A 21,898-nucleotide genomic window follows, 5' to 3' on the forward strand; every position below is an offset into this window, starting at 1 on the left:
TATACTGTATCTTAGAATTATATAACAACAGTTTTGTTTTGTCAATTATTTTTTTATTAAATTTCGGCTATTTTTCATGTTTAAAATAAAAAAACTCACAAAACAAAAAAAATCATTTTGTGAGTTAAATTTATTTCGTAATTTTTATTATTGTTTTCAATACTCCATTAGAGATTAATTTGAAATAAATATTCGAATCTTCTACCAATTTATAAATTTCAACAGTTTCATCTAATTTAAGTTCTTTTTTATATACAACTTCCACTTTTTTAATCGTGTCATCATCCAGATAATTTTCAATCCATTCTATATATCTCGCATTATTTGCATGAAAGTTATAATCAATGTCTGTTTTTCTTACAGTGTATTCTCCACATTTCTCATAATTACCATCTATCAATTCCACATCTTTTTCTAGCACTTCATATCCATCTTCTCTGCCATAAATCTTTCCCAGTTCATCCGTTATTCTCATCGGAAGCTTTTTCTCACGATTTACTAGTAACCATTTTGTTTTTGCTCTTACAATTAGTTTGTCATTTCTGAAAGCATCGTAGTTACGAAAGGCGTAGAATTTTCTAGTATAAGTGTGGTAAGTTTGTATTGTCAAATCGTCAAATTTTTCTGGCATATCATATATGTCAACATCCCATTGATAAATAATCCAACTTCCATTCAAATCTTTGAGTTTTTCTTTAAGAATTTCTTCTTGTTTCATAGAACATTCCAACATATAATCAAATAATTTGTTCAATCTGATTTTTGAATTTGTCCCACAAAAAACATTCATAACTTTTGTATTCAAACTAACTTTCATATTATTCCTCTTTTAAAAAGTAACTTTCTCCCATGATAGATTTTTTCTTTAATATATAACCATCATCGCTGAGTTTATTTAATTTACTTTCCAATTCACTAACACTTATTTTGATATTGTGCTTTTCTTCGATTATCTTACAAATTCTGAACAAATCAAGAGTTATTGGAAATACATTGTCTTCTTTTAGCATTTTAAATAGTTCCATATCCGATTCGTTTTTCTTTTGAACATTTATTTGTAGCATTCGATACATCTCGTCAAACGGATTTTTGAATTTCGGTTGTGTAGTGTATGCAAGTCTAATTCTTGCAAACAATGTTTTTCCGATTTGAGCTTGAGAGATAAATACATCACCATTCGATAGATATGGAAGTCTTCTTATTTCTTCTGAGGACAAATCAGTTTCTTTTCTGATAACTTCAAGGTCTTTTTCAGTTGATATTCTGAAAATAAATTTTGTGGATAACTGTGCAATTGTAGTCTGCTCGATTGCTGCCATTCTTTGGGAAGCTAGTATGAGAAAAACTCCGTATTTTCTACCTTCTTGGGCGATTTCTTTAATTATTCTTCTTGTAACAGATATTTGATCGCTACCACAGAAGTTGTGAGCTTCATCAAAAACCATACAAATAATCGGAAAATATTCGCTAGTCATTGCATCTACATATCTTCTTCTTTTTCTATAACAAGTATTCACTGCGTACGATGCGTACAAGTTTAGCATTTTTTGCGTACCTTGAATTATAACTGTTTTGCCGTCTACCAATGCTTCGAAAAGCTTTTGTGAAGTGTTCAAGAATATATCTGTGTTTAAAAGTCTGTTGAATCTTCTGATAACAGCTTGTAATGAATCAACATTTACAAGTTGCGAAAATCTTTCATAGTATCCTGTAGTGTCTTCCTCCTTATCTGATAATGCTTTGGATATTGTTGTCAAATAATCTAAAAACGCATTTGCGCTGGATTGTGTGATCGAATCTTTGTCAATGATAGCTTCATAAGCAGATTTCATCGATTCTGTGAGTTCTCCTTGTGTTTCTATCAAACTTATAAGCTCATATCTGTTCAAATCGGGAAAATTAATTCCCAAATCTTCCCCAACTTTTAAAACTTCAAATTTGTCAGAAAAATCAACCCCATAATTTTCAAGCGTCCTATCCTTAAACACCATTTGATTGTGTGGATCAAACACAATTGTTGGGACAGATTTCTTCATCAATTCCTCGATAACTACTCGTAACCCGTATGATTTACCAGATCCTGATCCACCAAAAATACCAATATGCGGATATTCAATCATGTTGTAATAGTTAAATAAATAGACCAATTCTTCTTGATTGTGGATTTGTTGATTGGAATCCATTATTTTAAGCAAATTTTTATATTCATTTGGACAAGTATTATAAATTTCTTCTGTGTTTTTAATAATTCCAATTTCAAGCGATTTATCAATAGTTCCTGAATAAAATAAGTGTTTAATTTCATCGAATTTTGGTTTTCTAACAGTAGATCCTGCTTCTATCGCAAAGGCTGGATCGTCCATAACTCTTAATTTGTAAATATATTTGATTCCTTCAGAAATATTGTAGCCAACTGCTTGAAGTTTGAGAATTTGTTCTTTGGTTATGTAAGAATCAGCGGTATTTGATTCCATAAACTCGTTAACACTATGTGTTTCTGTAACTTGGCATAAAATATCTCCTTGTTTCGAGTCTTCTACAATCATGTACTCGTTGATTCTTAGTCTATCGTATTTACTAGCCACGTAACATTCGATTTGATCGGTCATTCCGACAACTCTAAAATCTAAATCATTCATTATATAACTCTTTTGCTCCTTTGTGATCTAAATATCGATTGGTACATTTCAGTATCCAAGTATTTCTTCGCCAAAATTTCAGCTTGCTTATTGTCTATCCTAGTTTTCTTGTCAACTAAATCTAACAAAAACGGCACTCCTCTTGTATTTTCATCGGACATTGTAAGCACGAAAGAAATTATTTCATCGAATTTACCCATATTTTGCGATGGAATGTCGATAGCTATTACGCAAGGATCCTTAGATGTTCTTATAAATGCTTGTTCTATATTATACTCTTCTTTTCTCGATTTATATTTTTCTACGACAAACCCTTCATTCATATCTAATACATTGAACAACGCTTCCCTGTCGAAAAGCATACCTACATTTTTTCCATTTTCGTGAAATGTGTTCATAATAATCTTTGTGCTGATTTCTTCGACAACTCCAACTAAAATAACACCTTCATCATGACAAAGTTCTACCAAATCATTGTATAAATCTTCCGCTTCAAGTGCATATCTCATTAAAGTTCCGTCCATCATAAGTATTTTGACATCATGATTTGACACCGCTTCGATCGCTACAGCAAGTTCTGTAGCGCACAATTTTTCTTTTGATATTTGAAATTGGTCACGTTCTGAAAATTCATCCACCAATGGGCACAAAATATCCGCCTTAACCAAAGGTTCTTTGTCAGAACTCAAAAGAGCCATAGATTGAAAAAACTCCACATAGTTTGGATAATTTGCACCGATTCTATTAACAGAGCCATCTACAACGCAAATACATCCATCTTGCTTAATTTCTTTTAGCTTGTCAACACTAAATCTATCGTAAATTTTAATTTTCCCAATCTCATTTGTTATTAAATTTCTGATATCTTCTCTGCTTAATTTAGAGACATTTTTTCTATTTTTAAGTCTCTGATTTAAGCGAGATACTTCATCCATCAAATCTTTTGAAATCATAATTCTAAGCTCTCTTTGTACACATCGTTCTTCTTCAATCCGTACATATCGCTAACAATCTTCACCGCTTGTTTCTTGGATATTCCATCGTTTATAAGTTCTGTAAGTTTTTCTTTTACATCTATTTCTTCATTTTCTTCTATAAGTTTGTCGATTACTATTACAAATTCACCTTTTACAGTTTCATTTTTCAACATTTCCATAACCTCAGGGCAAGTCCCTTTGATAACGGATTCGTGAATTTTCGTAAGTTCTCTTAAAACACAAATTTTTCTATCCCCCAAAAACTCACTTAGTTCTTCAACTGTAGCCTCAACTCTATGAACTGATTCGTAAATTATTGTAGTCATCGTTGCGTTTTTGATTTGGTCGTAGAACTTGTTTTTATCAGAATTTTTTCTTGGCACAAATCCCAAAAATGCAAATTGCAAACTATCGAATCCACTTCGAACCAAAGCGGTTATAGCAGCGCTTGCACCTGGTAGAACCTCGATATCTACATCGCGATCAATCGCTTTTTCCAATAAAATTTGCCCTGGATCACTAATAGAAGGCATTCCCGCATCGCTTACTACCGCACAGTTTATATGTTCCAACAAAATTTTGTCGATAATTTCTTCCGATCTACTTTGCTCGTTGTGTTTGTGATAACTTACAAGAGGCGTTTTGATATCGTAATAATTCAGTAATTTTGATGTGTTTCTTGTATCTTCACAATAAATTACATCCACATTTTTTAAAACATCCAACGACCTCAAAGTCATATCTTTCAAGTTTCCTATCGGAGTTGGCACAACGTAAATTTTAGACTTTTGTAATTCCATATATATTCATCACTTCTTCCGTGTAGTCTTCATCATTATAAATAATCAGATTTTTCTCGAAAGTCAAGAAAGGTTTCTGATTTTTCACAAATTGTATCATCACGAGATTTGGTTTATCGTCAATTCTCGATTGCACAAACCTAATTCTTTTTGCTTCCATATTGTGATTTCTTGCAATACTTAATAAATCAACCAATCTCTCGCATCTATTTATCATAAACAAAGACCTGTTTGATTTTAGCTTTAACTTAGCAAATTCAAATAAATCTTCCAATTTCATTTCATTATCGTATCTTGATGTATGAAAATTAGTATTTTTATTAGAAATACCGTGACCATTTTTTTGATAAGGAGGGTTAACTATTATATTGTCTATTGAATCGTTTTTAATGTCGACATTTTTGAAATCGTCATTAATGACATATGCGTTTTTCAATTTGTTAATCGCGATAGTTTCTTCCAGCATATCTGCCACATCTTTTTGAATCTCAATTCCAATGCATTTTGACAAATCATACAACGCCATACATCTCAGCATGAGTATTCCTGTGCCGCAACCAATATCAATAAGGTTGGTGTTCTTTTTCATTTTCGCAAAATCTGTAAGGAGGATGGAATCAATCGTAAAAGAAAATTTCTCATCATCGGCAATTATTTTTAAATCTGTTTTTGGTATAAAATGTTCTCTTTTCATATTAAAAAAATAGACCACTCAAAAATGAGTAGTCTAATTCTCCCCTAAAATTAGCAGTCTTGATGTGGAGCATCTACTGGACATACGTCAGCACAAGAACCACAATCGATACATGCATCTTGATCAATTGTATAAATGTCCCCTTCAGAAATACAATCTACTGGACATTCAGGTTTACATTGTCCGCAAGCGATACAATCGTCAGAAATTTTATAAGCCATATTGCTTTACCCCCTTGTAATTTTAGAGCGTTTTATGTATTTATGCTCTACTATCATTATTACACAATATTTAAATAAATGCAAGTGCTTAATGACATTTATGATTACAACCACTGCATTTATTAAAATCAATTAATTCATCGACATTCACTTGAACTAATTCTTCAGTTTGATCCTCTGTCATGACTTTTACCTTTACAGATTCCAAAAGAGTGTTAGTTTCAGTAACAATGCCTTCTCCCATTTCAGTCGTGACTTTTTGACCAACATGTGGCATTTTCTTTAATTTGCATTCATAACCTTCTTGCTCATAATTCAAACAACACATAAGTCTTCCACAAAGTCCACTGATTTTTGAAGGATTAAGCGATAGCGATTGATCTTTTGCCATTTTGATACTAACCGGATTGAAATTTCTCATATATCTATTGCAGCAACATCTTTGACCGCAAGGGCCGATTCCTCCTGCAATCTTAGCTTGGTCTCTCACTCCAATTTGTCTCAATTCAATTCTTATTCTAAAAATTCTCGCTAATTCTTTTACTAATTCTCTAAAATCAACTCTCTCATCTGAAGTAAAATAAAAAATAATCTTATTATTATCAAATGTATATTCACAGTCAACTAATTTCATATCCAAGCCAAATTCTTTTACTTTTTCTTTGCAGACTTCGATAGATTCCTTAGCTTTCTTCTTGTTTTCCATATAAATATAATCATCTGCACTATCTGCCAATCGTATAATTGGTTTCAAATCAGACGACAATTCTTTTTCATCTATTTCAAAATTTTCTTTTACCACAACCCCATACTCAACACCACGAGCAGTCTCCACAATTACATGATCGCCCAATTTGTATTGAAGATTATTGGAATCGAAGTAATACACTTTACCAGCTTGTCTAAAACTAACACCAGTTACATCAAGCATAGTTTTCCTCCATTATATACAATAAAAGCTCCTCCATAGAAAGCTCAAAATTCGCATTAACTTTAAAATATCCCCTTACAGACTCAATCTTATCCAAAGTTTCTACTATAATTCTCTCGTTTGCCTTTGGATATTTCTTGTATAATTTCACGAAATCTTTATTTAAAGAAGACTCATCACTAGTCTTTACAAATTTTAAAAATGACGAATAAAACTCCATCAAAAAATCAAATAATACATCAGTATCTTTTTGAAAATCAGACAAATACTCCTTCGAATCTAACATAGTAAGAAGGTTTTGTCCCATAGATTTATCCAAGATATCCAACATTTGAGAGTAATCAAATTCTTGATTTTCTCTCTCTTTTAGATAATTAATCACTTGACATCTTGAAATAATAGTTTTCAGAAGTTTATTCTTATTGTCCGTAAGTAATATAAAATATACAAAAGACTTCGGCTCCTCCAAGTTTTTCAAAAGAGCATTAGAAGCCTCTGTTCTCATTAAATCGGCCTGTCTTATCAACACAACCTTGTTATTAGATTCAAAAGGCTTTGTGGATACAAATTTTGCAATATCTCTGATTTTATCAATTGTTATAGAATTTTTCTCAGGTTCTATAATCAACAAATCAGATAATTTATCCCTGTCAAACTTCAATTTCAAATTAGAGTTTGTGACAAGCAAATTGTATATCAAAGCCTCAGCATCATAATTTATTTCGTTTAAATTCTCCCCATACAGTAAATATTGGTTAGAAATTTTATTATTCTTTACTTGATTTATCAAAGTTTTGTTTTTCGGTAACATTAAAACTTCTTAAAATCCTCTAAATCCATAACGAAAACATTAGCCTTTGATTCATTATCAGACTCAACATCATTTTCGTCACATACTTTTTTAATTATATCTAAAACAAATTGCTCATTTTCTACATCAGTACCAATTAACATCGTAGTGTTTCCTTTTTTCAAAAATCCACCTGTTGATGATAATTTTGTAGAAGATATTTTGTTTTCTAACAACTCTTTTGAAAGAATATGACATAAGTCATCTTCCATAATTACAACTATAAGTTTCATAAAATCACCTAAAATCTTAAATACTTATCTACTTCTAATAAAAACACAGTAGCGCCACCTACCATAACCTCTACAGGATATGATATGTAGTTCGTTCCTGGCATACTTACAGAAAGCATAGATGTTGTAGTTTCTCTTGATTTGCAATCATTTTCAATAATTTCCAAACATTTATCTACATTTTCATCTTCAGTACCAATCAATAAAGTACTGTTTCCAGTTTTCAAAAATCCGCCAGTTGAAGCCAACTTTGTAATTCTAAAACCAGCTTCAGTAAGGTCTGCATTTAAATTATAAACATCTTGATCTTGAACAATTGCAACAACTAGTTTCATAAAACATTTCTCCTTTTTAAAACTTCTATACATTGACTAAATACATCTTCTACAGATTGAGTTGCATCAATAATTTCTATATTCTTTTCAGAATTTAAAATCTCTTTATATCCATTATATACCCTTTCATGGAAATTATTACCCTCTTTTTCGAGTCTATCTGCTGTATCCAAAGACGATTTTCTTTTCAAAGTAGTAATTGGATCAACATCGAAAAACAAAACGAAATCAGGAAAAACTCCATTTATGGCAAATTCGTTGATATTTCTAACATTTTCAATTCCCAAGCCTCTTCCTACTCCTTGATAAGCAAGAGAGGAAATAAGAAATCTATCGCACAAAACAATTTTGTTTTCATTTAATGCAGGAAGAATTGTTTCTTCAACATGTTGAGCTCTAGAAGCTGCATATAACAAAGCTTCTGTTCTATAACCCATTTTGATATTTTCAGTATCAAGTATCAAATTTCTGATCTTTTCAGCAATGGGACTTCCGCCAGGTTCTCTAGTTTTGATAACATCATAATTATTTTCAATTAAATAATCGTAAACTTTTTGAATTATAGTTGATTTCCCACTGCCATCCGGACCTTCAAAAGTAATAAACATTTTTTATCCTATAAAAAAAGCGAGTTAACTCGCTTTATTTTTTCTATCTATTATTCTGCGTCTTCTTCTTCAGTTTCACTAACTGTTGGAACATCTGCAGATACTTCTTCAACATCTTCTTCAATTACTTCTTCTTTTGGTTCAGATAATGAGCATACTGCTTCTGTTTCATCGTTAAGAACTTTAATATCAGGGTTTTTGAATACATCCAAATCTTTTACTTCGAAAGTGTCACCATATTGCATATCGATAACTGATACAGCTGCTTCGTTTGGTAAGTTCTTAGGTAAACATTCGATTTCAACTTCGTCTAATAATTGCATTAAAACTGAAGGTTGAAGTCTGATTTCGTCTCTTCCTTCTAATACAACTGGAATTGTGAAGTTTGCAACTTCGCCCATTTTAATTTCTTTAAAATCAACATGTACATAATGATTTTTGAATGGGTGTTTTTGAACATCTTTAATAATTACTGTGTGTTCTTCACCGTCAACCTTAACATCGATTAAGCTTGAAGTACCAGCCATTAGGTGAACTTTTCTTAATTCTTTTTCATCAACTGTCACGTTGATTGGTTCAAAATCTTTTCCGTAAATAACTCCTGGAATTAATTCTTTTACTCTTAATTTTCTAACTGCATTTGAGCCAACTTTATCTCTTTTTTGCATATCTAATTTATAGTTAGTCATTTATTTTCCTCCTAAGTAATCTAAAATCTCTATTAATTATACCAAATAAGTGATTTGTTCGCAACAAATTTAATATTTTTGTTAGTATTAAAGGATAATATAATATAAAAACAGAATAGCCAATCCAGGGATTCCAAAAATTCCTGCTATTAACATATCGATTAAATTGTATGGAATATGAAGATTAAAAAAACTCAAAAATATATTTAAAATAAAAATTCCAACAAAGCCAGAAAGTGCATGCATACCTAATTTAAATGATATTTTAAAAAACAATGCCAAAATTGCAACGCTAACTAATACAATAATAATTGTAGCTAAACTCATTAATATCAACTCCTATTGTTTATATGAATAATTTTTTGGGTATAAACTTTTGTGAATGAAAATATAAGGAGGTCTATAACATGGACAAAAGACAAGAAACAACATTTGCAAACAACCCTGTAACATTATTAGGAACTAAAGTAAAAGTAGGAGATAAAGCTCAAGATTTCACTTGCTTAAACGCAGAATTAAAACCAGTAAAATTATCTGATTATGACGGAAAGAAAAAATTAATTTCTGTAGTACCATCAATCGATACTGGCGTTTGCGAATTCCAAACAAAAGAATTCAACAAAAAAGCTAGTGAATTTGACAACACAATTATATTTACAATTAGTTGTGATTTGCCATTTGCACAATCAAGATTCTGTGCAGCTGAAGGAATCGACAATCTAATAGTCCTAAGCGATCACAAAGATTTAGATTTCGGTTTGAAATACGGTTTCGTTATGGAAGAATTCCGTCTTCTTAACAGAGGTATCGTAATTTTAGATGAAAACAACGAAGTTAAATACGTTGAATATGTAAAAGAAAATACAAATCATCCTGATTACGACAAAGCTATAGAAGCCTTAAAATCACTTTAATAAATTATATCATACAAAAAATCGATAATACTTTCGAAAAGTATACAAAATATTAAAGATTAATAAACAAAAATCTCGTAACCGATTTTTCGATTACGAGATTTTTTAATTTAAATTAGATTTTGTACTTTTTCATATTTCTACCAGCAATCATAACCGTTGATAAATTGTGAAGAAGTGCTGATGAAGTATTGGTCAATATTCCCATAACACCAAGTATTATCAAAGTTGAATTAAATCCTACAATGTGTCTGTAATCAGAATCAATTCTTTTTTTCATTGCTTTTGATAATTTCACAACATCAACAAGTCCATCTAAGCTGTCTGATCCTATCGAAATATCCGAGATTTCCTTCGCAATATCTGCTCCTTGATGCATTGAAATTCCCACATCTGCGCTAGATAATGCAACAGAATCGTTAATACCATCGCCAATCATTACAACCTTATTGCCCTTTTCTTTTTCTTGCAAAATATAGTTTTGCTTATCTTCAGGTAAAACTTGTGATTGATAATAATCCAAATCCAATTGTGAAGCAACACTGTGAGCAGAATTTTCTGCATCTCCAGTCAACATTGTGATGTTTGTAAATGACAAATCCCTCAATGATTTTACAACATCAAAAGCTTCATCTCTTAGAGGATCTTCAATACAAATTACAGCAATTAATCTTCCGGCAAACGCCAAGTACAATAGAGAATAATCTTCTTTTAATTTATCTATAATTTGTTTTGTTTCATCATTAATTTTTATTCCTTCATCATCAAGAATGAAATGTTCAGATCCAATCAAGGCATCCTTGTCAACAATCTTAGTTCTGATTCCATGAGCAACAATGTACTCTGGTTTAGAGTGCATTTCTTCGTGCTTCAAATTTTTAAGCTTTGCATGTTCAACCACAGCTTTAGCGATTGAGTGTGGGAAATGTTCTTCAAGACAAGCCGCTATTCTTAAACACTCATCTTCCGAAATTTTATCGAGAGCTATTACTTTTGCTACTCTTGGCTCAGATTTTGTCAACGTACCAGTTTTGTCAAACACAATCGTATTTGCTTCAGACAAGTTTTCCAAATATTTTCCGCCCTTTACAAGGATTTTTTCTTCAGATGCTTGACTAATCGCCTTCATTACGGCAATTGGAATAGTTAATTTTAATGCACATGAGAAGTCTACCATTAAGAACGACTTAGCTTTTTGAAGATTTCTTGTGAACAAATAAGTCAGTGCTGCGCCTATAAATGAATACTTCACAAGACTATCAGCCGTGTTCTCAGCTTTCTTTTGAGCGAGTGACTTGTTCTTTTCACTTTCTGAAATCAAACTGATAATATGAGATAATCTTGAATCATCGTGTTTTTTCGCCGTTTCGATTAGAATAGAACCTTCTTCAATTGCAGTTCCAGCAAATACAACACTACCCGACGTTTTCTTGACAGGATTTGATTCTCCAGTGAATGAAGATTCGTTAACCATGGCAACACCCTTGATGACTTTTCCATCAACAGGAATGCTATTACCCATTTCAACTTCGACAATATCTCCAATTTCGACATCTTTAATATTTTTTATGATTTTTTCGTCATTTTCAATGACAAATACATTATCGATATTCAATGCCAAAGAATGCGCCAAGTTTTCTTGGGATTTTTTCATTGTATAATCTTCTATTTCTTCACCTAATCCCAACAAGAACATAATATTCGCAGCATCTGCAAATTGTCTTGTTGCAAGAGATACTGAAATAGCTGTTGCATCTAACAATTCAACATTTAGTTTTCTGTTGAGCAAAGATTTAATTCCATTTTTTATAAACGGATAAGCTCTAAAGAACAATGCAACTGTTCCGATTGGAGCAGGAAGCATATATTTGAAAAAGATTCTTCGATACATCGCATTTCTCAGAATATTAAACAAATCATTTTCTGATTGTGCTTGAAAATCCACATTATCTATTGATGTATTCTCAATTGTATCCATATCTAAATCAAGAATAAACTTCGCCAATTTTGAAACACAAGCCTCATCGTAACTAACTGTAATAGAATTAGTAAGAAGTGAAATCTTACATGATTTCACTCCACTAACTTCTTCTATACAATATTTAAGTTTATTTAGATTTTCTTTTTTTAAATTATCCTCATAAACAAAACGGCATCTGCCCTTTATTCTGTGGGCTATTGACGCTCTCATTATTTATTTTCTTCCTCTTTTTTATCTTCAACTTTTTCTTCAGTTTTTTCTTCTTGTTCTTCAGCTACTTTTTCGATGTCTTTTTCATCGTTTTTCTTGGCTTCTTCTTTTTCTTCTCTTTCTTTTACATCTTTTGCTTCTGCAATAACATCCTCTGCAGAAACTCTAATATTTTCAACAGTTTTATCGATAGATTCTTTAACTTTTAATCCTCCAACAACTGTACTAACAGCAGCTTTTTTAGCTAGCTTTGAATTTAAAACTTTTCCACCAATAGCTCCTGCTATTATTCCTGCACCTATGCTAATTATTTTTTTGTTTATCATAATATACCTCCATAATTTTATACCTTAGAATATTTGTAAGTTTTTACATAAAATTTACAATTTTTTTATATTCTATCTCATTTTTATTATACAATCTTTTTAAAAAAAATATAAGTCTTTTTTTCCTTTTTATTATTTATTTTGCTTTTTATAAAAAAGAACTAATCTTTTTTGAGATTAGTTCTCGCTTTCAAATATTTAACTTGTTATTTTAACATATCCAAGATATATTCTTTTTCAACCATACCTACAGTAGATTTTATGATTTCTCCATCTTCAAATACTAAGATTGTAGGAATACTCATTACTTTGTATTTTCTTGAAATTTCTTGTGCTCCATCTACATTTAATTTACAAATTTTGATGTTTTCATCTTTGTTTTCCGCATCGATTTCTTCAATTATTGGAGCTAGTCCTTGGCATGGTCCACACCAGTCTGCATAGAAATCTACTAGAATTTTGCCTTTTGATTGGATTACTTCTTCATCAAAGTTTTCATTGTTTAAATAAATCATATTTCACCTCTAATTATTGCTATCATTATTGTCACTATTTCTGTCGTTTTGATCGTTGTTTTGTCGATCATCTTCAGAATTTTTATTGTTTCTCTTTTTATTAGAATTTTCGTTATCTGAATTATCTCGATTCTTATTCGAGTTTTCATTATCTGAATTTCTGTCAGAATTTTCCTCGGAATTAGAAGATTCTTTATCTTCGTTATTTTGATTATCGCTATTGTCCTTATTATTGTCTAGGTTAGATACATTTTCATCTGCAACTTTAAGATATTCTTCCAAAGTTAATTTTTGATCATGAAGAATTTTTGCTAAATCAATTCCAACATATCTGAACTGCCATGGTGCAAAGCTTACTCCTGTTATGTCTTTCTTTCCTTCAGGATATCTCAAAATGAAACCATATTTATAAGCATTGTCCATCAACCATTTGTATTCTTTAGATTTTGCAAAATCTAATTTGTATTTTAATGTGTAGTCTTCTCCTATCAAGTCATAAGCAAGGCCTGTTTGATGTTCAGAAGTACCAGCTTTTACAAATTTTACATCTTCTACATCTTCTAACTTAGATTGTTGCTCAAATGATCTATAATCGCTAACACTTCTTAAAATTATGTTGTCTTTGTTAGCATCACTAACCATTAATGTAAATGATTTACGAGCATCTTCATCGATTCCTGGATCGTAATCAGATGGTAAAGTGTAATCACTATTAACAATCAATACTCCTTTGATTACTTTGAATTGATTTTTATTTTCTATATCAGACAAATCAGATTTTAAAATGTATCCTTTTTTGCCATTATATACAACGTATGAGAAATCACCTTGGTCTGAATAGTATTTTACATAAGAATTGTTAGGAATTTGTTCAAGCACAGTAGATACTTTTTCTGCCTTTTCGTACAAATTAGTCATTTTGTTTGTCTTTGAGAACTTAACTAAAGACTGAACAACAGGTTGTGGTTTAACTGGAGTTTGATTAGTAATTGATGTTTGAGGTTTTTGTTTGGCGCCATTTTTGTTTGCCACCTTCTTAATCGCAAAAACAATTAAAAATATCAAAACTATAGCTACGACTGCAGATATAATTCTTCTTCTTCTCAATTTTTTCTTTCTTGCTAATCGTTTCTGTCTAGCAATTCTTTTTCTTTCCATTTCAACCATTTCAGGAGTTAGAACTATTGTTTTTCCCATATCTTGTTCATGATTGTAACTATTTCTTTGTCGTCTCATTTCTCTACGATTTTTTTCAGCGTTTTTCTTTCTGCGCCTCATTTCGCTTTCAGAAACCCTTTCGCTTGAAAAATCGTATTTTTTATTAATATCACTGTAACTTGATTTTCTTCTATTGTCAGCCATATTCCACCTCTTTTATTGATGTTCTACATCCGGAGTATAATTTGGTACGATTTTTTGTAATTGCTCAACAATTACTAACTTAGAATTTTGTTCAGTAGTTTTCTTCAAGTCAACTAAGTCGTTAGATAATTTTTCAATATCGTGAACTACCGGTTCTTCTACAAATATCATATCATATTTTGTCTTACTTATATTATTAGCTTCAATCAAAGTTTCTTCGTAAAGTTTTTCTCCAGGTCTAAGTCCTGTAAATTCTATCTTGATGTCTTTGTCTAATTCTAGTCCTGACAATTTTATCAATTTTTTGGCCAAATCTACGATTTTTACAGGATCACCCATATCTAATACAAATATTTCTCCACCTTCTGCCATTGCCCCAGCTTGCATAACAAGTTGGCAAGCTTCTGGAATTGTCATGAAATATCTTATGATATCTTTATGAGTAACAGTAACCGGTCCACCTTCTTGAATTTGTTTTTTGAATAATGGAATAACCGAACCATTTGATCCAAGTACATTTCCAAATCTAACCGCTACATATTCTGTTTTAGAAACTTGATTTTTGGATTGTACTAATAGCTCACAAATTCTCTTAGTGCAACCCATTACAGATGTCGGATTCACAGCCTTATCTGTAGATATTAATACGAACTTCTTGACGTTATGAATATCACAACAATCAATTATATTTTTTGTTCCAAATACGTTGTTCAATACTGCTGCTTGTGGTGAATGTTCCATTAAAGGAACGTGCTTGTGAGCTGCGGCATGAAATACTACATCTGGTTTGTGAATTCCAAATAAAGCATTCATTCTATCGAAGTTTCGTATTGATTCGATAATGACATCAATTGGTGCATTAGGATCATTTCTCAAAATTTCATTTTGTATATCATAAGTAGTGTTTTCGTAAATATCAAGCATTACCAATTTTTTTGGTTTGTATTTCAATATCTGTCTACAAAGCTCACTACCTATTGAACCACCTGCTCCAGTAACCATAACAACTTTATTATTCAAAAATTCATTAAGAATTTCCTTGTCCAAAACTACTTGGTCACGTCCAAGCAAGTCTTCGATTTGAACATCTCTCAAATCTTTCAAGTCTACCTTGGAATCTATAAATTCATAATAACCTGGCATTATTTTAACCTTGGCATTTAATTTTTCACACTCATTAAGAATTTGTTTCTTACGATCTGAATCTATAGTTGGTATTGCAAGTATAATTTCTTCAACGTTATATTCATGTGCTTTTTTTACAATATCACTTGTATTTCCAACAACCGGAACTGATGAAATACTTTTGTTTATTTTAGTATTATCATCGTCGATTATACACACTGGTTTTGATTTCATTTCTGGATGTTTTAACATTTCACGAACAACCAAAACACCTGCAGCACCAGCTCCGATTACCATTGAGTTAACTTGACCTTCAATTTTTGTTTCGACAGTTGATTTTTTATCAGTTTGTGTTCTTGCAAACATACGAACTACGAATATCAAAATCACTTCAAAAACAAGCGCAATCAGAAAGCTTGATCTTGGTAGTGTTGATTTTACAACAATCAAAAACATTGATGATCCAACACTTGCAATAGCAGTGTACACTCCAGCTTTTAAGTAATCTTCAAATGTTGCATATCTCCACATTACTTTATACATTTTGAAAATAAAAAGTATCAAAATTTGTATTATTGTAACTATAGCTGCATATTTAAGATAATAACTCATGTATCTCGGCGGTACTTGTCCGTCAAATCTTAAAAGCAAACCTACAATATACGATATATTAATTATTATAGCATCCAAAATTGCCAATACTATATTTCTGTATTTATTCATTTTAACTCCTCTGACAAATATTACTTATAGTATTTATTATACCATAAACACAAAATAAAAATATTTAGAATTTGACTTTTAAAGTTTAAATTTCAACTCTCCAATTGAAATCATCTTTAATCTTACCAAATTGCAAATTAGTCAAAGTTTCATAAACATGAAGGCTAATTTTGCCGATTTTGCCATCGTTAACAACCATTTCATATTCATCATACAAAAGCTTTCCAACAGGGCTAATAACTGCTGCAGTACCTGTTCCAAATATTTCTAAAAGTTCTCCATTTTTGTAATATTTAACGATATCGTCAATTGAAATTCTTTCTTCAGAAACTTCCATTCCTTCATTTCTAAGAAGTTCGATAACGGATTTTCTAGTTATTCCTTCCAAAATACTTCCATTAATCATTGGAGTTATTACTTTATCTTTTAGCACAAAGAAAATATTCATCGCACCAACTTCTTCGATGTATTTTCTCTCAACTCCGTCTAACCATAAAACTTGTGAGTAGCCTCTTTCGTGAGCAATGTCTTGACTTTTCATACTAGCAGCATAATTTCCACCAGTTTTTGCCATACCCATTCCGCCTCTTACGGCTCTCACATAATCTTTTTCTACATAAATGCTCACAGGGCTCAAACCATTTTTATAATAAGATCCACTTGGAGATGCTATAACAATAAATTTGTATTCATTACTAACATGAACACCCAATTGTGCATCAGTTGCAATAATAAAAGGTCTGATATACAATGAACAACCTTCATCTTCAGGTATCCAATCTCTTTCCAAGTCTACGAATTTGTACAAATATTCCAATACTTTTTCTTCATCAATTTGTGGAATACACAATCTGTCATTACTTTTATTTAATCTTTTTAAATTTTCTTGTGGCCTAAACAAATACACCTTTCCATTGTTTTTATATGCTTTCATCCCTTCAAAAACAGTTTGTCCGTAATGAAAAACCATAGCAGATGGGTCAAGACAAATATCTTGGTAAGGAACAATTCTTTCATCATGCCAACCATTTTCTTTATCGTAATCTATTATAAGCATATGATCTGTAAATATTTTACCGAATCCCAATTGTTCACTATTAGAGTATTTTTGTTTTGGTGATTTTGTTTTTTCAATTTTTAAACTCATTTTTAATCTCCTTATATGTAAAAAAAGCTACCATCAAGGTAGCTTAATTTTATCTTATTCAGCACTGTATGGTAATAGTGCAACTTGTCTAGCTTTTTTGATAGCATCAGTTATTTGTCTTTGATGTTTAGCGTTTAATCCAGTTACTCTTCTTGGTAAAATCTTACCTCTTTCACTGATATAATTTTTAAGCATGTTTACATCTTTGTAATCAATAACTTTTGTTTTATCCTTTTGGAATGGATCTATCTTTTTTCTAGGTCTAAATCTTCTTTGCATATCTTTAAAACCTCCTACTATTAGAATGGAAGTTCGTCAATATCAGTTGGAACTGCATTGTCTCCCATTCCGAAATCGTCATTACTCTTATGAATATCGTTTGAATTTTGGAAATTATTGTTTTGGAAAGAATTATTGTTGAATGATTGGTTATTGTTGTTGTAACCTTGGTAACTACCTGAATTTGGTTGTGAATTACTTGATTCAACAAAATCAAATTGATCGACAATTACATCAGTTGTATAAATTCTTTGTCCTTGTTGGTTTTCATAAGATCCAGTTTGAATGTGACCTGTAATTGCAATTCTATTTCCCTTGTGGAAATATTGTCCAATAACTTCTGCAGTTCTTCCAAAAGCAACGCAATTGATAAAATCCGCAGTTGGTTGATTGTTGTTTTCAGCTTCCATTCTTTTTTCTTTAGATAATCTTCTATCTACAGCAACACTAAATCTAGCGTTTGCTAATTGAGTATTCGCTGAATATCTCACTTCAGGGTCTCTTGTCAATCTACCCATCAAACTAACATTATTCAAAACATTTCCTCCTCTTAACGATTATTGTTCGTCAACTCTAACAACCATGTATCTAATGATTTGGTCGAATAATCTACATCTTCTTTCGATTTCCTTAACAAATTGTGGATCTAAATCGAAGTTTACAATATAATAGTATCCTTCTTTGATGTAGTTAATTTCATAAGCTAATTTTCTTTTTCCCCAATCGTGAACTTCTTCAAGTTTACCATTTTCGTCAATTACTTGTTGAATTCTTGAGAATACAGTGTTTCTGTCTTCTTCTGATAATTCTGGCTTAAAGATTAGCACTAATTCATATTTGTTCATATGACACCTCCTTGTGGTCTATTTGGCCCCTATCCGGAGCAAGGATTTACCTATATATATTACCATAATCTTCTAACAATTACAACAAATTACAAAAATTTTCTTGTAAAATTTTTTCTGTTAATTTTTGTATTTTAATTGCCACACTTTTTATATCTGTGATAATATATTATAAAGTTTAAAAATAAGGAGGAACCTTATGGATAAGAAATTTATACCAGAAGTAAAATCTAATTTAAGAAATAGAATGGTACATATTCCAGAAGCAATGTACAAGGCAACTGGAATAACAGTTTTAGGAAAAAGAATCAAAACTCTTGTCTTCACAACAGACATTGCAATAATTAATAATACAAACGGTCATGCGATAATGGCAGTGTATCCTTTCACACCAACATTGGCAATCACAAATGCTATTATAATGTCTTCAAGTCTCCCAGTTTTTGCCGGAGTCGGCGGTGGAATCACATCTGGGATTAGAAGTATAAATATGGCATTACAAGCAGAAATGTTGGGAGCATACGGAGTAATAGTAAACGCACCAATGAAAAATGAGACTATTGTTCAGATGAAAAAAGTTCTAGATATTCCAATCGTCGCTACAATCGTATCTGCATATGATGATATCGAAGGAAAGATAAAATCTGGTGTGGATATATTAAATGTATCAGGCGGAAAGAAAACTGCATTTTTAGTTGAAGAAATTAGAAAAAAAGTTGGATATGAATTCCCAATAATTGCAACAGGCGGCGATAATGAACAAAACGTGATTGATACAATAAATGCTGGTGCTAATGCTTTAAGCTATACTCCTCCTACATCTGGTGAAATTTTCCATAAAGTAATGGCAAATTACAGACAAGATATGAGAGATAAGCAAGATGAGTAAAAGTATAGATACAAAAGAACTCATAAAAATCGCTTTATTTAGTGCATTAATAATAATTGGATCATATATAATAATTCCATTATTCCCAGTTCCCATATCTTTACAAAGTTTATTTGCAATAGCATCGGGATATTATTTAAGCAAAAAATACGCAAACATGTCAGTCTTGTTGTATATAGTGTTGGGTCTTATTGGGCTTCCTGTTTTTGCTGGAGGAAAAGGTGGAATGCAGACAGTATTTTCACCAAGCTTTGGATATGTAATAGGATTTTTGGCACAAACTTTTTACGTTAGATTTAAAAATCGTAATCAATCAAAGTTAAATCTTTTTATAATGTTCATGATTTCATCACTTATTATTTATTGTTTTGGTGTGATATACATGGGATTATTTTTTAAATTATCTAACAAACAATTTGATTTGTGGAAATTATTGTTCACTGGTATGATTGTTTTCTTACCTGGTGATATGTTAAAAGCATTGATTTTTAGTTTCGTAACAAAAAGAATAGAAAAATACATTTAAAAAAGCCATACAAGTTTGATTATAAAATCAAATTTGTATGACTTTTTTTATTCTGTAATTTCTTTTAATTTTCCAAAAATTTTGTAATCAACATTTCTTAATTCACTGATATTTCTTGCTCCAAGCATTACCATAAGCATTTTTAGTTTATAAATCAAACTATCCAAAAATTCCTTCGCAAATTCATAACCACCATGCATTAAATAAGATAATACTTCTCCACTCATTGCTGTCATATCCGCGCCAAGAACAAGAGCTTTTACAATATCAATTGCTGTCTTTATTCCGCCACTTGCGATTAAAAACAAATCATCAGGCTTATCTTTCATTTCTAACAAGATTTTTGCAGTAGGAATTCCCCAACAATAAAACTCAGAAAATTCCATGTCAAACCTTCTGTTGTCCTCTATTTCAGAGAAATTAGTTCCACCAAATCCTGCAATATCAATGTATCTAACACCTAAATCGTATAATTCATAGATTGTCTTCTTGCTCATACCATAACCCACTTCTTTTACGATTATTGGCACATTTACATTTTCTACGATATTTTTGATGTTATCTTTAATTCCAGAAAATTCTCGGTCTCCCTCTTCCATAATCAATTCTTGAATTGGATTTAAATGAAGTCCAAACATATCAGAATCTATCATTTCGATAGCTTTTTTAACTGATTCCAAGCTTTCTCTTGCAGAAAGATTTCCTATTACGATGTTTTCGTTTTTAATCAAATTTTCTCGTACAAGTTCGAAACTTTCAATCGCTTCATCTTCCACAAGAGCAATTTTTTGACTACCTACCGCCATTGGAATGTTGAATGTCTTACACAACCTAGCCAAATCTTCATTGATATCGCAGCAGGAATCTCCGCCACCAGTCATGGCATTTATCATGAAGGGATAGTCGATTTTTTTGCCGTTAAATTCCACAGACAAATCGACATCATTCAAATCAATCTCAGGTAATGATGTGTGTTCCAAATATACACAATCAAATAAGTTGTTACCTCTGTATTCTGATTTTAAATAATTTTCAATGTGTTCTTGCTTTCTTTCCACAAAAATACCTCCAAAAAACAAAACCGCTAATTATTTTGTGATTCTTCCTCATTTTCATTATTTTCGTTGTTTTCACGATTAGTGGTTTGATCATCCAGTTTGTATTCAGCAAATAACCTGTCTACAATTTCTGGTAATTGTTCTTCATCAGCCATATACCAACTAATTCCGTCATTCTTATATTCTCCTGGTAGTATATAGCTATGTATTTTGCTAGATGAAAAGTTCGGAAGTTTTGTGAGATAAGATGTCATATCTCCCAATGGAATATTTGTCTTTACATCTCTTTTGAAAATTTCAATCATTTTTGGCATTTTAGTAATATTTGCTGGACTCAATAATTGATCCAACAATGTCTTTATAAAATAATGTTGATTTTCAATTCTCGCTTCATCAGATCCACCCAATGGATGACGTGCTCTTACATATTGCAACGCTTCATCTCCGTTAAGTTTTGATTTTCCTTTTGGGATACGGATATGTCTTGATTCGACAACTATTTCAGCTGGTGAATCAACTTCAACGCCTCCCATAGCATCTACTATGTGTTCAACGCTATCAAAATCAACTTCTACGTAATAATCCAAGTCAATTCCCAATAAATTTCTCAACGCTTTCAAAGATCCTTTTGCTCCTTCGTAAGCGTGTGCTGCATTTACTTTGTGGATATTGCCGTTCAATCTTATTTGGGTATCTCTCGGAACAGATAATATGTCCACGTTACCAGAATTAAAATTAACTTTGCAAACCATTATAGTATCAGACCTTTGATGATCTGTAGTGCTTACTTCTTTGTCTATTCCCAAAAGAACAAATAAAAATTCATCCGGTATATTTTGTTCAATTACGTTATTTTTTCCTAATTCATCGCCTTTAATATCAGAGCCAGTTGTTTTTAAGCTTCCAAGAAATTTACCAGCACCAAAATACACTCCCAAAAATAGTGCTAGCGAAATAAAAAAGACAATAACAGCTCTTTTCTTCATTCTATCCTCCAAATATATCTTAATGAACAAAGCAC

General features: G+C 31.3%; 27 protein-coding genes. 3 read left to right on the forward strand and 24 right to left on the reverse strand.

Translation table 11 applies throughout. The features are described 5' to 3' along the window. Positions 1 to 130: 130 nt before the first annotated feature. The 13 genes from FMG_RS05915 to FMG_RS05975 form a co-directional block, all read right to left on the reverse strand. Complete coding sequence (locus FMG_RS05915; protein ID WP_012290841.1) at positions 131 to 817, reverse strand: acyl-[acyl-carrier-protein] thioesterase; 687 nt, start codon at positions 815 to 817, stop codon at positions 131 to 133. 1 nt (position 818) lies between these two features. Then, positions 819 to 2,639, reverse strand: a complete 1,821-nt coding sequence (locus tag FMG_RS05920; protein WP_012290842.1) for an ATP-binding protein — start codon at positions 2,637 to 2,639, stop codon at positions 819 to 821. Further along, entirely contained in the window at positions 2,639 to 3,592 is a 954-nt protein-coding gene (locus tag FMG_RS05925) for a DNA double-strand break repair nuclease NurA (RefSeq protein ID WP_012290843.1), read from the reverse strand. Before FMG_RS05925 ends, FMG_RS05920 begins: the two co-directional genes overlap by 1 nt. Further along, entirely contained in the window at positions 3,589 to 4,416 is an 828-nt protein-coding gene (gene rsmI, locus FMG_RS05930) for a 16S rRNA (cytidine(1402)-2'-O)-methyltransferase (protein WP_002837321.1), read from the reverse strand. The genes FMG_RS05925 and rsmI overlap by 4 nt, the downstream gene beginning before the upstream one ends. Beyond that, positions 4,397 to 5,110: a tRNA1(Val) (adenine(37)-N6)-methyltransferase gene (locus FMG_RS05935; protein ID WP_012290844.1), complete on the reverse strand. Its 714-nt coding sequence runs from the start codon at positions 5,108 to 5,110 to the stop codon at positions 4,397 to 4,399. The genes rsmI and FMG_RS05935 overlap by 20 nt, the downstream gene beginning before the upstream one ends. 50 nt (positions 5,111 to 5,160) lie before the next feature. Continuing rightward, entirely contained in the window at positions 5,161 to 5,331 is a 171-nt protein-coding gene (locus FMG_RS05940) for a DUF362 domain-containing protein (RefSeq protein ID WP_002835022.1), read from the reverse strand. An 88-nt stretch (positions 5,332 to 5,419) separates the two neighbouring features. Continuing rightward, positions 5,420 to 6,262 carry a PSP1 domain-containing protein gene (locus FMG_RS05945; RefSeq protein ID WP_012290845.1) on the reverse strand — a complete coding sequence of 281 codons (843 nt, stop codon included), beginning with the start codon at positions 6,260 to 6,262 and terminating at the stop codon, positions 5,420 to 5,422. After that, a complete protein-coding gene (locus FMG_RS05950; RefSeq protein ID WP_012290846.1) occupies positions 6,255 to 7,073 on the reverse strand; it encodes a DNA polymerase III subunit delta' in 819 nt (272 codons plus the stop codon). The genes FMG_RS05945 and FMG_RS05950 overlap by 8 nt, the downstream gene beginning before the upstream one ends. After that, the gene (locus FMG_RS05955; RefSeq protein WP_002837152.1) at positions 7,073 to 7,345 is read right to left on the reverse strand and encodes a cyclic-di-AMP receptor; all 273 of its coding nucleotides are present in this window, start codon (positions 7,343 to 7,345) and stop codon (positions 7,073 to 7,075) included. Before FMG_RS05955 ends, FMG_RS05950 begins: the two co-directional genes overlap by 1 nt. 8 nt (positions 7,346 to 7,353) lie before the next feature. Next, positions 7,354 to 7,680: a cyclic-di-AMP receptor gene (locus FMG_RS05960; protein ID WP_002837271.1), complete on the reverse strand. Its 327-nt coding sequence runs from the start codon at positions 7,678 to 7,680 to the stop codon at positions 7,354 to 7,356. Further along, positions 7,677 to 8,288, reverse strand: coding sequence for a dTMP kinase (tmk, locus tag FMG_RS05965; protein ID WP_012290847.1), 612 nt, complete (start codon positions 8,286 to 8,288; stop codon positions 7,677 to 7,679). The genes FMG_RS05960 and tmk overlap by 4 nt, the downstream gene beginning before the upstream one ends. Before the next feature lie 50 nt (positions 8,289 to 8,338). Continuing rightward, positions 8,339 to 8,977 (reverse strand): 50S ribosomal protein L25, encoded by a 639-nt coding sequence (locus FMG_RS05970; protein WP_002837265.1) that lies wholly within the window; start codon positions 8,975 to 8,977, stop codon positions 8,339 to 8,341. 87 nt (positions 8,978 to 9,064) lie between these two features. Then, positions 9,065 to 9,304 (reverse strand): pro-sigmaK processing inhibitor BofA family protein, encoded by a 240-nt coding sequence (locus FMG_RS05975; protein ID WP_002839920.1) that lies wholly within the window; start codon positions 9,302 to 9,304, stop codon positions 9,065 to 9,067. 80 nt (positions 9,305 to 9,384) lie between these two features. On the opposite strand from FMG_RS05975, the gene tpx reads away from it, so the two are divergent. Next, positions 9,385 to 9,891 (forward strand): thiol peroxidase, encoded by a 507-nt coding sequence (tpx, locus tag FMG_RS05980; protein ID WP_002839922.1) that lies wholly within the window; start codon positions 9,385 to 9,387, stop codon positions 9,889 to 9,891. 115 nt (positions 9,892 to 10,006) lie between these two features. Here tpx and FMG_RS05985 read toward each other — a convergent pair whose 3' ends face one another. From FMG_RS05985 to rpsF, 9 genes are all read right to left on the reverse strand, one after another. Next, positions 10,007 to 12,082 (reverse strand): heavy metal translocating P-type ATPase, encoded by a 2,076-nt coding sequence (locus FMG_RS05985; protein WP_002839937.1) that lies wholly within the window; start codon positions 12,080 to 12,082, stop codon positions 10,007 to 10,009. Beyond that, a complete protein-coding gene (locus FMG_RS05990) occupies positions 12,082 to 12,408 on the reverse strand; it encodes a DUF6110 family protein (RefSeq protein ID WP_012290848.1) in 327 nt (108 codons plus the stop codon). Before FMG_RS05990 ends, FMG_RS05985 begins: the two co-directional genes overlap by 1 nt. 206 nt (positions 12,409 to 12,614) lie before the next feature. Beyond that, positions 12,615 to 12,923, reverse strand: coding sequence for a thioredoxin (trxA, locus tag FMG_RS05995; protein WP_002837255.1), 309 nt, complete (start codon positions 12,921 to 12,923; stop codon positions 12,615 to 12,617). A gap of 9 nt (positions 12,924 to 12,932) precedes the next feature. Then, positions 12,933 to 14,285: a D-alanyl-D-alanine carboxypeptidase family protein gene (locus FMG_RS06000; protein ID WP_012290849.1), complete on the reverse strand. Its 1,353-nt coding sequence runs from the start codon at positions 14,283 to 14,285 to the stop codon at positions 12,933 to 12,935. 12 nt (positions 14,286 to 14,297) lie between these two features. Further along, positions 14,298 to 16,133 (reverse strand): polysaccharide biosynthesis protein, encoded by a 1,836-nt coding sequence (locus FMG_RS06005; protein WP_002841145.1) that lies wholly within the window; start codon positions 16,131 to 16,133, stop codon positions 14,298 to 14,300. 85 nt (positions 16,134 to 16,218) lie between these two features. Beyond that, on the reverse strand, positions 16,219 to 17,280 hold the full coding sequence (locus FMG_RS06010) for a branched-chain amino acid aminotransferase (RefSeq protein WP_002837225.1): 1,062 nt from the start codon (positions 17,278 to 17,280) through the stop codon (positions 16,219 to 16,221). A 54-nt stretch (positions 17,281 to 17,334) separates the two neighbouring features. Further along, entirely contained in the window at positions 17,335 to 17,559 is a 225-nt protein-coding gene (gene rpsR, locus FMG_RS06015) for a 30S ribosomal protein S18 (RefSeq protein WP_002835041.1), read from the reverse strand. 20 nt (positions 17,560 to 17,579) lie between these two features. Further along, entirely contained in the window at positions 17,580 to 18,095 is a 516-nt protein-coding gene (locus tag FMG_RS06020) for a single-stranded DNA-binding protein (RefSeq protein ID WP_002839903.1), read from the reverse strand. A 21-nt stretch (positions 18,096 to 18,116) separates the two neighbouring features. Then, complete coding sequence (gene rpsF, locus FMG_RS06025) at positions 18,117 to 18,404, reverse strand: 30S ribosomal protein S6 (protein WP_002835043.1); 288 nt, start codon at positions 18,402 to 18,404, stop codon at positions 18,117 to 18,119. 199 nt (positions 18,405 to 18,603) lie between these two features. On the opposite strand from rpsF, the gene FMG_RS06030 reads away from it, so the two are divergent. Further along, positions 18,604 to 19,293 carry a hypothetical protein gene (locus tag FMG_RS06030; protein ID WP_002837218.1) on the forward strand — a complete coding sequence of 230 codons (690 nt, stop codon included), beginning with the start codon at positions 18,604 to 18,606 and terminating at the stop codon, positions 19,291 to 19,293. Continuing rightward, positions 19,286 to 19,819 (forward strand): biotin transporter BioY, encoded by a 534-nt coding sequence (locus FMG_RS06035; protein WP_012290850.1) that lies wholly within the window; start codon positions 19,286 to 19,288, stop codon positions 19,817 to 19,819. The genes FMG_RS06030 and FMG_RS06035 overlap by 8 nt, the downstream gene beginning before the upstream one ends. Positions 19,820 to 19,866: 47 nt before the next feature. Here the strand turns inward: FMG_RS06035 and fni are convergent, their stop codons facing one another. Further along, entirely contained in the window at positions 19,867 to 20,877 is a 1,011-nt protein-coding gene (fni, locus tag FMG_RS06040) for a type 2 isopentenyl-diphosphate Delta-isomerase (protein ID WP_012290851.1), read from the reverse strand. A gap of 26 nt (positions 20,878 to 20,903) precedes the next feature. Then, positions 20,904 to 21,863 (reverse strand): LCP family protein, encoded by a 960-nt coding sequence (locus FMG_RS06045; RefSeq protein ID WP_002837282.1) that lies wholly within the window; start codon positions 21,861 to 21,863, stop codon positions 20,904 to 20,906. Between the last annotated feature and the right edge of the window lie 35 nt (positions 21,864 to 21,898).

The sequence above is a fragment of the Finegoldia magna ATCC 29328 genome (assembly GCF_000010185.1).
Lineage (GTDB): Bacteria > Bacillota > Clostridia > Tissierellales > Peptoniphilaceae > Finegoldia > Finegoldia magna_H.